The 13,011-nt window shown below is 51.5% G+C and carries 9 protein-coding genes; all 9 read right to left on the reverse strand.

The features are described from left to right. Positions 1 to 444: 444 nt before the first annotated feature. Complete coding sequence (locus JT719_RS10955; RefSeq protein ID WP_207433086.1) at positions 445 to 2,349, reverse strand: DUF294 nucleotidyltransferase-like domain-containing protein; 1,905 nt, start codon at positions 2,347 to 2,349, stop codon at positions 445 to 447. Next, positions 2,346 to 3,053 (reverse strand): exonuclease domain-containing protein, encoded by a 708-nt coding sequence (locus tag JT719_RS10960; RefSeq protein WP_207433088.1) that lies wholly within the window; start codon positions 3,051 to 3,053, stop codon positions 2,346 to 2,348. Before JT719_RS10960 ends, JT719_RS10955 begins: the two co-directional genes overlap by 4 nt. 225 nt (positions 3,054 to 3,278) lie before the next feature. Next, positions 3,279 to 4,976, reverse strand: coding sequence for a sodium:solute symporter family transporter (locus JT719_RS10965; protein ID WP_207433089.1), 1,698 nt, complete (start codon positions 4,974 to 4,976; stop codon positions 3,279 to 3,281). A 117-nt stretch (positions 4,977 to 5,093) separates the two neighbouring features. Continuing rightward, a complete protein-coding gene (gene araA / locus JT719_RS10970) occupies positions 5,094 to 6,593 on the reverse strand; it encodes an L-arabinose isomerase (protein ID WP_207433091.1) in 1,500 nt (499 codons plus the stop codon). Positions 6,594 to 6,672: 79 nt separating this feature from the next. Further along, entirely contained in the window at positions 6,673 to 7,371 is a 699-nt protein-coding gene (locus JT719_RS10975) for an L-ribulose-5-phosphate 4-epimerase (RefSeq protein WP_207433092.1), read from the reverse strand. A 3-nt stretch (positions 7,372 to 7,374) separates the two neighbouring features. Continuing rightward, positions 7,375 to 9,168, reverse strand: coding sequence for a ribulokinase (locus JT719_RS10980; RefSeq protein WP_207433094.1), 1,794 nt, complete (start codon positions 9,166 to 9,168; stop codon positions 7,375 to 7,377). Between the two features lie 336 nt (positions 9,169 to 9,504). Next, positions 9,505 to 10,212, reverse strand: a complete 708-nt coding sequence (locus JT719_RS10985; RefSeq protein WP_207433096.1) for an NUDIX hydrolase — start codon at positions 10,210 to 10,212, stop codon at positions 9,505 to 9,507. A 430-nt stretch (positions 10,213 to 10,642) separates the two neighbouring features. Beyond that, positions 10,643 to 11,827 carry an aldose epimerase family protein gene (locus JT719_RS10990; RefSeq protein WP_207433098.1) on the reverse strand — a complete coding sequence of 395 codons (1,185 nt, stop codon included), beginning with the start codon at positions 11,825 to 11,827 and terminating at the stop codon, positions 10,643 to 10,645. A 67-nt stretch (positions 11,828 to 11,894) separates the two neighbouring features. Further along, positions 11,895 to 12,974, reverse strand: coding sequence for an arabinan endo-1,5-alpha-L-arabinosidase (locus JT719_RS10995; protein WP_242693136.1), 1,080 nt, complete (start codon positions 12,972 to 12,974; stop codon positions 11,895 to 11,897). Positions 12,975 to 13,011 lie beyond the last annotated feature (37 nt).

Raw genomic sequence — 13,011 nt, forward strand, 5'->3', positions numbered from 1 at the left:
GAGCAGTCTTCGCTTCTCTTTTCTGAACTTCAGCCTTCTGGCTCTTCTCCCATCGCTCACCAGCCAGCCCTGTCATCTTGGAAAGATCTTGTTGGCGAACTAGAAAAGCGTTGAGGAAGCGGTTTTACTGTTAGTGCTCAAGATCCTTTCAGGATGACAATAGGGGAGTAAATTACTTGTTATGGATGCCCCAACGTTACTACCACTATGACGTGGATTTACTCCCGTGACCTTTGATCGCAAGTCACGGAAGTAACTTCCGCGCCATAGAGGGAACTTTGATCGCATGTGTCATAGAGGAGATATAGAGAGCGGCAATGCGTGCGGACACGAGCGGGACGCTCGCGCCAGCGGAGGGCAGATTAGGAGCAGCGCAGATAGAAAAACAATAAAGCGATTCGGGCCTGTTTCCCAGAAAATAGGCCCGAATCGCTTTTTGCTTTCTTACCCAAACAGGCTGTTGGTGAACTGCACCTTGATACCCAACTGGAAGTCGCTGATGGTCCGGAAGATCTCTTTGAGGGTGACCTGCTCAATTTTGGTGAGGCTGTTCAGGTCCAGGTAGTTGTCTGGTTCGCTCTTATCGTGCATGATCTGGCTGGCCTGTTTCCTCAGCCGAAGTCCCATGAGGTAATAGTAAGACTGCTGCAACTCCTGCCACTGCGTTTCTGAGAAGACGCCCAGCTCGGCCAGGGCCTGGATGCGCTCACCGGTGTTGGTTTTGAAGATGCGGTTCTGCAGGGCGTACACCCGCACCAGATCCACAATGGGTGTCATGGCTTTCTTGATGTCAATCACCTGCTGCGAGCCCTTAGTAAACGTTTTTATGTTTTTGAAGAAGGTGAGCGGTGGCTCATATTGCAGGGCGTTTTTGGCCATGTGAAAGAACAGGCGCGGCATGGGTTTCTGGAGTTCCTCGTCCAGGAAAGACACCAGTTCCTGCATAATGCTTTCATCGCCGTAAATGTAGCGGCAGTCAAAGAAGGTGGAGAACTTGATGGCCGTCTCTGGCACAATCTCCTGCATCCACTCGTGGTAATTGCGTTTCCAGTGCGAGAGCGAGTGCGTCCACTTGGGGTTTTTGGCCATGTACCCGCCGGTGCAATAACTGAAGCCAATGTAATCCAGCTTCTCAGAAACCATCTCCGCAAATTTCAGGAAGTACTCGCGCACCAGTTCGCGCTGCTCGTTGGCTTTGTCTTCGTAGACGATGGCGTTGTCCTGGTCGGTTTTGAGGGTTTGTTCTTTGCGGCCCTCGCTGCCCAGCACCATGAACACGAACTTGGCCGGGGCCGGCCCGCAGATGGCAATCGCTTCCTCAATCACTTTCTGCGCAATGGTATCGGCCACGGTGGTGATGACCTGGTTGATGATCTCGGGCTTGGCCCCACGCAGGAGCAACTGCATCACAATCTCGGGGACCTGTTGCCATTTGCTCCGCAGCTCGTTCACCGACCGCGCCAATTTCACGGACTGGATGAACACGAACGGCGACTGCGCCTGGTCGCTCAACAGCTTGCTCCGGCTAATCATGCCCACGTACTCGCCGTCTTCCTCAATGAGCAGATAGCGCGTCTTGGTACGGAACATGAGTAGAATGGCCTCATACACGTAGGCGTCTTTCCGGATGGACACAATGGGGTTGTCCATGATCTCGCGCACCTGCCCGCGCACGTCTTCCTGGGCGGCCACCACGTTGTCGCGCAGAGTAATGTCTGTGATGTAACCCACAATCTGCCCCACTTCGTTCTTCACGAAGATGCAGCTGGTCTTGTTTTCGGCCATGAGGCGAGCCGCGGTGTAGATGGGGGCCGTACTGGCACAGGTCACAATGTCACGGTACTCCACGCTTTCAATGCGGCGGGAATACAACTGGTCGGTGGCAATGTAGTTTTCTTCAAACGAAGTGGGCCGCTTCACAAAATGCGCGAACTCCTCGTTGAGCATTCTAATGGCAAACTCGTGCGTGAAGTAGTGCAGGAAGTTCTCGTTTGCCTTCGCCAGCGCCCTGAAGTCTTTCTTGGGCAGATGGTACACCACCGTTCCTTTCTTGGCGATGACGGTGCGCAGTGATTTCTTGCGGTTGAGCAGCATGGAAACGCCGCCGTAGCAATAGCCGGGCCCGTGATGCTCCAGCACCCGTTTGTTTTGGGCGCTATCGTAGAAAAACGATTCATATTCTCCTTCCACAATCATGTCCACCCCTCGTAGTTTGGTGGCTTCCTGATGGTAGATCACGGTGTCTTTGGAATAGGTGACTTCTTCCAGAAGGTCAGTCACTCCTAACAGTACATCGTCACCTAGCAAATGGAATGGCTTTACGCTCTTCAGAAATTGTAGACGGTTCATAGCCAATAAAAAAGTAGTAGAAACGTGATTAATGCTCCCAATACCCAAAGAAGCCACAGGGCCCGTTTAGGTTTGGTTTGCGTTTTGGGGGTAGTTTTCCGGTTTTTCTGCTGCCTGTTTACTACGCCATCTGTAATTACCCGTCGTTTCCTTAACTCAAAATAACACTCGGCGGTTGCACTGGCATCCACTACGGCGTTGTGCTGGTCTTGCAGGGCTCTATGAAACAGATACGTGTACAGCTCGCCCAGGCGAAGGTACTTGCGGTGCGGCAACCGGATCAACTCAGACGATGCCGCCATGGTGCAGAAACTAGGCAGTCCTGTGAACGGACTGGGCAGCCCTTCGCGGAAAAAATCGGCGCTGAGCACGTGATAGTCAAACTCCATGAAGTGCCCCACCACCATGGGTTGGTAATGCTGCAGATCGGTTTGCAAAAGGGCCAGCACCTCGCCCCTACTCTTTCCGTTGGCGTTCAGGAACTCCGGGATGAGATGGTGCACGGCAATGGAAGAAGGCTGGACCTCAAATCCCTCGGGGCGGATGTAATGGTCTTCCCGCTTCACCTCCTGCCCTTCTTTGGTGTAGACAATCCAGGCTACCTGTACGGTATGGGGCCAGCTATTTTCATCTGAGTACGGAGCCTCCCAGTTCTGCGGCAACCCAGAAGATTCAATGTCTATGAACAGCAGGTGATCTTTCACGCGTGGATGTTGAATGGCGTTAATGCCCCTTTGGAAACGTACAGTTAAACTTACGGAAACGGTTCCATAATCTATGATTTACTGCAGGAAAGCACGTTAAAACGGGAGGCAATTTTCTGAGTAGATTTCTACTGCCGGCTAAGTTGCCTCGCAGTCTGCCCCAGGCAAAGGGCACAAAAAAAGCGGGCATTCTTCACCCGCTTTCTTTTGCATTTCTGTGCTGTTTTACCAGAATCTGACGTAAAGCGCACTCACCAGCAACATAGTGACGATGATCAGGATCAGGGTTGAATTAGACACCCGGAACATGGAAGTATCCAGTTCAAACGCTTTCGGGTTAATTCTAGGCCCTAACAAACTCAGCGCAATCATCACAATCATGGTGAACAGGAAGGCCAAACCCATACAGATGAGGAACGGGATCTCATAACCACCCTTCCCGTTTGGATAAGCCGTGTACAGGAACGTCTCATTCCCAAACCAGGCCGGCGCATAATTGTTGAACACCACTGATAACAGGAAACCCGTGAACAAACCGGCAATGGCAGCGGCACCAGTGGTGCGTTTCCAGAACATTCCCAGCAAGAACATGGCAAATACCCCGGGACTAATGAAACCGGTGTACTTCTGGATAAAGGTAAATCCGCCTTCGCCGCCAATGCCCAGCAAATCTTCCCAGGTCAGGAAGATGGAAAGCAACATGGCAGCCACAATGGTCAGCTTACCCACCGATACCAGCTTTTGCTCACTCGCGTCTTTGTTGATATACTTCTTGTAGATGTCAAGGGTGAAGATGGTGGAAATACTGTTGGCTTTCCCCGCCAGAGAAGCCACAATGGCCGCCGTCAACGCTGCCAGAGATAAGCCTTTCATACCGGTTGGCAAGAAGCCCAGGATGGCGGAGTAAGCGTTATCTGCATTGAAGTGCCCGCCGGGAGCCATTTCTTCCTGTAAGGCGCCGTTTTTGTAAAGTACGTACGCCGCAATACCCGGCAGCATTACAATGATAGGCATCATGAGCTTCAGCAGACCGGCAAACAAAATACCGGTACGGGCAGTGTGCAGATCTGCGCCCAAGGCTCTTTGGGTGATGTACTGGTTACAGCCCCAGTAGTTCAGGTTCACAATCCAGATGCCGGCAAAATACATGCCTATGCCCGGCACCATCAGGTACTTGTTTATTTCCTGCTGCGTAGCACCGGGGCCCGGTTTATCAAATACCATATGGAAGTGGTCTGGCGAGTCTTGCAACAGTTTGTTGAAGCCGGCAATCATATCAGTGCCCAGGCCAAAATGCTCACTCACCAACACCAGGGCGGTATAGGTAGTGGCCAAACCTCCCAGAATCAGGACCGTTACCTGAATCACATCGGTGAAACCAATTACTTTCATGCCGCCCAGCGTGATAACCACGGCAAACACCGCCAGCGCCACCATGATCAGGTGGAAGTTCTCCCCGCCTGCCAGGTTACTGATAGCCAACGCTCCCAGGAACAAGATAGAGGTAAGGTTTACGAACACGTACAAAAACAACCAGAAAACAGCCATCACCAAACTGGTAGTCTGGTTATACCTACTCTCCAGGAACTGCGGCATGGTGAAGATCTTGTTCTTCAGATACACCGGAATAAACCACACCGCCACAATGATGAGCGCCACGGCGGCGATCCACTCATACGCCGCTACGGCCACCCCTACCACAAACCCGTTGCCAGACATCCCAATGAACTGCTCAGCGGAAATGTTGGAGGCAATAAGAGAGGCCCCAATGGCCCACCAGGTCAGGGAGCCTTCGGCCAGGAAATAGTCTTTACTGTCGGTCTGGGCGCTTTGCTTTTTGCGGTAGATCCAATACCCATAACCAGACACAATGATGAAGTAGACTATGAAAATGACATAGTCTATTGTAGCAAATTTGCTCATAAGAAGATGAAACGGGAAAACGAACGGCAGAAAACCGTTCTAATGAAGGGAGATGCCCTGATAGAAAACAGGCCTTGCGATATACCCAAGGCCTGTTTTTAAGTCATTTTTTGAAAATTAGCGATTTACCTGATAATAGGCTTCGCTCCAGCGTAACTCATTCTTGAACTGAGCCAGTTTGGTGTCTCTGTCAATTACTACGCACTCAATACCCGCAATTTCTGCGAAGTCTTGCAGCATCTCAGAAGAAATGTTCTGGCTATAGCAGGTATGGTGGGCACCTCCGGCCAGAATCCAGGCGGCGCAACCGGTTTTCATATCTGGAAGCGGTTTCCATAGCACGCGGGCTACTGGCAGGTTAGGCAGCTCGGCCTGTGGCTCTACGCCTTCCACCTCATTCACGATCAAGCGGAAACGGTTGCCCATGTCTATGATAGAAGCATTTAAGGCAGCTCCACCAGATACATTGAATACCAGACGTACCGGATCAGCCTTGCCGCCAATGCCCAGCGGGTGAATCTCGCAGGAAGGTTTCTCTGAGGCCAAGGCCGCGTCTACCTCTAGCATGTGCGAACCTAACACCAACGAGTTGTTGGGGTCAAAATGGTAAGTATAGTCTTCCATGAAGGCGTTAGCACCTTCCAGACCGCTGCCCATTACTTTCATGGCGCGCACCAGGGCTGCTGTTTTCCAGTCACCTTCCCCGGCGAACCCGTAACCATCGGCCATTAGGCGCTGCACTGCAATGCCCGGCAATTGAATCATGCCGTGCAGGTCTTCAAAAGTATCTGAGAAGCCTTTGTAGCCGCCGTCTTCTAGGAATTTGCGCAAGCCCAGCTCTATTTTGGCCGCCTCGCGCAGCGACTCGCGCTGGGCACCGCCTTCTTTCAGGGCATCCGCCACGTTGTACTGCGTCTCGTACTCCTGCATCAGGGCTTCAATGGCCTCGTTGCTTACTTCATTGATCACTTGCACCAGGTCGCCTATGCCGTGGGTGTTCACCGCAAACCCGAATTTCAGCTCGGCCTCTACTTTGTCGCCCTCCGTTACGGCTACGTAGCGCATGTTATCGCCAAAGCGCACGAACTTAGCGCCCTGCCAGTCAAACCAACCGGCAGCCACGCGGCACCATCTGCCTAGCTGCTCCAGCACCTCGGGGTCTTGCCAATGGCCTACTACCACTTTGCGGTTGATGCGCATGCGAGATACCATGAACCCAAACTCGCGGTCGCCGTGGGCGCTCTGGTTCAGGTTCATGAAGTCCATGTCAATGGAATTCCACGGAATGTCACGGTTGAATTGGGTGTGCAGGTGCAGCAAAGGCTTTTGCAGCACGTTCAACCCTCTTATCCACATTTTGGCCGGGGAGAACGTGTGCATCCAGGTGATGACTCCAATACAGTTTTCTGCTACGTTTGCCTCCTGGCAGATCCGGAAGATTTCCTCGGTGGTTTTAACGGTTGGCTTGAAAACCACCCGAACCGGAACCTGAGTCGCTCCGTCTAAACCTTTCACTATTTCCTGGGAATGCGCTGCTACTTGGTTCAGCGTTTCTTCGCCGTACAGGTGTTGGCTTCCGGTGACAAACCAAACCTCAAACTGTTTTAAATCAATCATTTTATTCTTCTTTTAGGCGGTTCTCTTCTGTGAGGGACTGAAAAGCACCGTCTGGTTATGTATAGGGTTGATAGTTCTGTTATTGACCGTAGTAGGAATGTGGTCCGTGCTTACGCTCGTAGTGTTTCCGGATGAGGGAATCTTTCAGACGAGGCACGTCTTGCCTGATCTGCTCCGTGAGGAACGCCATTCTGGCTATCTCCTCTACCACGGCACTGTTGTACACGGCTTTTTTGGCGTCTTTGCCCCAGGTGAACGGCGCGTGGTTGCCCACCAACACCATTTCCACCTCTTCATAGCTGATGCCTTTGATCTCCAGGTAATCCATAATCTGGAAACCGGTCTGGTACTCATAATCGCCCTGGATCATCTCGTCAGACATGGGCGGGGCACAGGGGATGTCAGCGGTGGTATGGTCTGCGTGGGTGGTGCCGTAGATGGGGATGTCGCGTTGGGCCTGGGCCCAGGCTGTTGCGTAGGTAGAGTGCGTGTGCACAATACCCCCGATTTTCTCCCAATGCTTATACAGCACCGCATGGGTAAGCGTGTCTGAGGACGGACGCAAGGCTCCTTCTACGGTGTTGCCGTCAAAGTCTACAATCACCATCTTTTCCGGCGATAGGTCTTCGTAAGGAACGCCGCTGGGTTTAATGGCGAACACTCCCAGATCACGGTCAGCGGCGCTCACGTTTCCGAAGGTAAAAAGCACTAAACCCAGTTTGGGCAACTGCATGTTGGCTTCGTAAGCCTCTTGTCTGATATGCTGGTATTGACTCATGAATTAGCGCGTGGTAGAAGCCTCTTCCAAGGCATCTTCTTTTTGGTTCTCTTCTTCTGTATGGCCGGGTTGGGCTTTGGTGCCGGTTTCCACCAAATCAGATTTAGCGGCCAGGCTGCCACTGGTGATATGCTCTTCAATGGAACTGCCCAGTTCATTATATTTGGCGTAGCGTTTGGCATAAATCTCTGCCCGCTCCTGGTTAGGGAAATACTCGGCGTCAAAGCCTTGTCCCATGGCGGCCATGGCATCTTCTACTTTCTCGTAGAGACCGGCTGCCGTGGCGGCAAACATAGCTGCACCTACGGCGCAGGTTTGCTCAGACTTATGCACCCGAATAGGCATGTTCATGACATCGGCCATCATCTGCATGATGAACGGTGATTTCTTGGCCACGCCGCCTAAGCCAATTAAGCCTTTCACCGGCACGCCTTGCTCTTCAAAACGGTCTACTATTTTCTTCGCGCCAAAGCAGGTGGCCTCTACCAGCGCCCGGAACACGCGTGGCGCATCGCTACCCAAACCAAGGCCGGCAATAGCGCCTTTCAGTAATTGATTCGCATCTGGCGTACGGCGGCCGTTGAACCAGTCAATGGCAAATTCGTTGTTTTCTGATAGAGGAATAAGGTCGGCGGCTTTGCTAAGTTCTGGAATCAATCTGGAAGAGGCTTCCTCTACCAGAGCTTCGGCGGTAGTGGCATCCAGCACTTTGGAGTCTTTCAGCAGGTTCTGCAAAGGCCACATGAGCAGGCGCTTGAACCAGGCGTACGTATCTCCGAAAGCCGACTGCCCGGCTTCCATCCCCATCATACCAGGGATGATAGAACCTGGCACCTGGCCGCAGATGCCTTTCACCAGCACATCTTTTACCTCGTCCATGGGGGCTACCAGCATGTCGCAGGTAGAGGTTCCCATTACTTTGCTCAGGTGGTACGGCTCTATCTGGCCACCTACGGCGCCCATGTGGCAGTCAAAGGCTCCTACGCCAATCACTACATCGGATGGTAGGCCTAAAAGTTCGGCCCACTCTGCGCTGATGGTGCCCACGGCCTGGTCTGAGGGGTAGGTCTCGGTGAACAGGCGGGAAGTAAAGCCGCTCAACACTGGATCCAGGGAGGCGAAGAATTCTTCTGGGGGCAACCCACCAAAGTCTTCGGCCCATAAAGATTTATGACCGGCTGCGCAAACACTGCGCTTCATAGCGGTTATGTCTGATCCGCCGGTTAACAGAAACGGAATCCAGTCACAGTGTTCTACCCAGGAGTAAGTAGCTTCCCGCACTTGCTCATCTTGTCTAAGCACGTGCAAGAGCTTGGCCCAGAACCACTCAGAGGAATAGATTCCGCCTACGTATTGCAGGTAATTCACATCAAACCTGGTGGCGTGCGCGTTGATCTCCGCCGCCTCGTTTACGGCGGTATGATCTTTCCACAGCACAAACATGGCATTGGGATTATTCTCAAAGCCGGGCAGCAACGCCAGCGGAGTACCGTTTTTGTCAACGGCCACCGGAGTAGAACCGGTAGTATCCACGGAAATGCCTCTCACGGCCTTAGCCACCGCCTCACCTCCGGCCTGCTCAATGCAGTCTTTGATGGTTTTCTCCAACCCCTCTACATAATCTAAAGGGTGCTGGCGCCACTGGTTGGCGGCCGGCTCACAAAACAGGCCCTGGTTCCAGCGCGGGTAGTTGAAAACGGAAGACGCCACTTCTTTGCCGTTGCGCGCATCAACCAAGACAGAACGTACCGAATCTGATCCGTAGTCCACCCCAATTACATATGTCTCTTGTCCCATATCCCAAGTTATTGATGTAAAGTTATTTGGCTCTGGTCTGGCAGGAGACCCTGCGGTTACCGATTTATAAATAAATCTCCTTCACCAAAGCATCATTTTACAATTATAATAATTTAGATTTATAAATTGTTATTATGACACTTAATTTTTCTTTAACCACTCCCAACCTCTTTCATTTGCTGGAAAAGGTATACGAAAGACTCCCTGAAACTTACTGATAAAAGGCGCAAGGCTCCCGTTTTAGGGCTGTTTTATAGAAACTGCCTTTAAAACGGGAGCCTTGCCAAAGCACCGGAAGCAACTTGAAAGAGTTCTCTTCGCTCCGGCTACCAATGGTTAGATAAGGAACTTCTCAGGGTTGGGAATGAACTTCAGAAACGCCTGGAAGTTGTCATAGTATTTCTCTTTATCCAGTTTGAAGTAGAAGGCTCCTTTGCGGGAATTCTCCTTGTCTTTTTCTTCCTGCTTTACCAGCAACCCCGTAGAAAGCACCTTCCGGCTGAAGTTACGCTTGTCAAACGTGGTGTCGTAGAGTTTCTCGTAGAGGGTCTGTAGCTGCGGCAGGGTGAACTTCTCAGGCAACAGTTCAAACAGGATGGGGTGCAGCGCCGCTTTGTAGCGCAGGCGCATTTTGGCCATCTCTACCATCTGCTCGTGGTCAAAGATGAGTTTGGGCTTCTCGTTGAGCAGAAACCACTCTGCGTGGTAATCTGAGCTCAGCTGGGCCTGGTACTTCTGAATATCAATAAGGGCGAAATACGGCACCACAATGGTACGCTCCACAGGATCACGGTTAGGCTCACTGAAAGCCGAAATCTGCTCCAGGTACACTCCTTCCAGCCCGGTCAGTTGCTTTAGAACCCGCTGGGCACCTACTTCCAGGCTCTCATGGGGCTGAACGAACCCGCCCATCAAGCTCCACTTATTTTTCTCGGGGGCAAATCCTCTCTGGATCAACAACAGCTTGAAATTCTCGCCGTCAAACCCAAAGATGATACAGTCAACGGCAACAAGAACCCTTGTTTGCCCTGCATATTTCATCATTTCGCTTGTACTTTTTTCGTCAGTATCAAATGCAGGCAGAGATACTAAATCTTCTATAAAATTGCTTTCCATGTTACTTACCTAATTCATTCTGCCTATTTATCTCTATTTGATTTTGCTATTCTTCACGGGGCTTTCTGCGCCAACGCATCGCAAGTAAGGAAATAAGGAGCAGTGCACCGCCTGTACGGTGATCAGAACCTTTGCAATTAAAGAGTAAGTACCTTTTTCACAAAAACGCACCTTAAGCGGACGTCCTGCGTGTTTCCGTTTTGCGCCTGTTTAAACCAAACCAGCCGTAAAACGCCCGTCTTTGTGAGTTCTGGTACTTAGAGCAAGATTTCAGGGAAAGGTTTAATTGCAAAAATCCCCGGAAACTATCCTGAGCAATAATTTCCGGGGAGCCTGAAGGTGTTATCAATGCGAGGGATTACTTCGCAGAGAATTTGTACACGGTGGTGGTGTTATAGGTCTGTCCTGGTTTCAGAACGGTGCTAGGGAAATCAGGCTGGTTTGGCGTGTCTGGGAAGTGCTGGGTCTCCAGGCAGAAGGCCGACCGGAACTCATCTTTGGTACCGTTCTTCAGCGTGTGGCTGGCATCCATGAAGTTGCCGCTGTAGAACTGCAGGCCTGGCTCCTGGGTGTGTACTTCCATGGTGATACCGCTCTTCTCTCCGGTTATGGTGGCCACTTTCTCCATTTCAGAGCCGGCGCTTCCGTTCAGGACATAGTTGTGGTCATAGCCGTTGCCGTGCTTCAATTGCTCATTCTGGTCTTTGATTCTGGACCCAATGGCTGTAGCCTGGCGGAAATCAAAAGGAGTACCCTCTACCGGTGTAATGCCCGTAGGAATTAAAGTAGAGTCTACCGGATTGTATCTGTCTGCGTTGATCTGCAGGGTATGGCCCAATATGTCACCGCTGCCTTCGCCGTTCAGGTTGAAGTAGGTGTGGTTGGTGAGGTTCACATGGGTGGTTTTATCAGTAGAAGCCTGGTAGTTGATTTTCAGCTCGTTTTCATCGGTGAGGGTGTAGGTGACTTTGGTGGTCAACGTACCGGGGTATCCTTCCTCCATATCTTTAGACACGTAGGTCAGCTCCAGGGTTTTATCGTCTACCTGTTTGGCATCCCAAATCACGCGGGAGAACCCTTTGTTACCGCCGTGCAGGTGGTTGGCGCCGTTGTTGGTAGCCAGGGTGTACTCCTTGCCTTCCAGCTTGAACTTGCCTTTGGCGATGCGGTTGCCATAACGCCCAATAGTAGCCCCGAAGAAGGTATCGGCGCCTTCGGTGTAATCTTCCACGTTGTCAAACCCGATGGATACATCGGTGAGGTTGCCGTTTTTGTCTGGTACCAACAGGCTTACCAAACGGCCCCCGTAATTGGTAATGGCCACTTGTACATTGTTCTTGTTTTTGAGCACATACAGATCGGTTTGCTTACCGTCTATGGTTTTCTGGAAGTTAGCGCGGGCAGGTAGTTTCACTTCTTTGGCAGTAGTAGTTTGCGTTTGGGTTTCTTTAGATTCCTGGTTTCCGGAGTTCTGGTTACAGGCGCTGGCGAGTAGCATGGCACTTAACAGCAACGCGGAAACTGGTCTTAGTACGTATTTCATGGGTTAGTTATGAGTTTTTAGGGATTTTTTTCTAAAACTGAGCTAAATAACGGTGAAAAAACGCGGATTACTGCGCCAAGGCAACCACCGGCCACTGCTCTTTATCCCAGGTCAACTTCTCAATGCGCAGTTTGGGCCGGCCGTTCTCAGCAGCGCTGTAGCCGTGAAAAATAAGATAATCTGTGTTGTCAAACGTGTACACGGAGTTGTGCCCTACCCCATTCCATTGCGCATTGCCCTCCAGCAAAATAGTGCCGCCCCCCGCATCCATGGCTACGCCGTTCTTGTCCAGATAAGGTCCTTGTACCTTTTTAGACCTTCCCACAATCATCTTGTAATCACTTTTCGCTCCTTTGCAGCAATAGTCAATGGAAGCGAACAGGTAATAATAACCGTTTTTCTTGAAAATAAAAGGGGCCTCTATCGCATTTCCACCGGCTTCTGGCGGATTGCCTGGTATAGGGGCCGGATTTGTCTGTATTGTGAGCCCTTTTTTGCGGCTGGCGATGGTAGCGAATTTGCTGGGTTCCTCAGCCACCGACATACGGTCTTTGTTCATTTTCACCAGCTGCAGCCCGCCCCAGAAAGAGCCAAACGAGAGCCAGGGAGTACCTTTCTCATCGGTGACCAGGTTAGGGTCAATGGCATTCCAGTTCGTTTGCCCCGGAATAGATTCTATGACCTTGCCGTGGTCTACCCACTTGAAATCCTTGTCAGAGGGGTCCAGGGTAACGTTAGTGGCCAGGCCAATGGCCGAGGTGTTTTTCCCGAACGCCGAGATGGAGTAATACAGGTAATATTTCCCGTTGTAAAAACTGATGTCCGGAGCCCAGATGTGGTTGTCTTTAAAGCCGGCTACCGCTTTGGTAGCCCATTCAGGCGCGGTGGCAAACACCGGTTTCTCCCGTTTCCAGTTCTGCATATCTGTAGAGGACAGCACCGAGATACCCGGACCGGTACAGAACAGGTAATACGTTTTGCCTTGTTTGGCCATCACGGGGTCATGCACCGTAATGTCACTGATGGGTTTCGTATCTGCCGCGGGCGTGGATGCCGCCGGTGCTGTGGCCACCTGCCTTGCCTGCGCGCATCCCATTCCTGCCACAAAAAGCAGCGATACGCAAACTTGTCTGATGATCTTTTTCATACTTTCTCTGTTTGTTTACAGCCTCTTTTGGGGAAAA

The sequence above is a fragment of the Sabulibacter ruber genome (genome assembly GCF_017355955.1).
Classification (GTDB): Bacteria; Bacteroidota; Bacteroidia; order Cytophagales; family Hymenobacteraceae; genus Nibribacter; species Nibribacter ruber_A.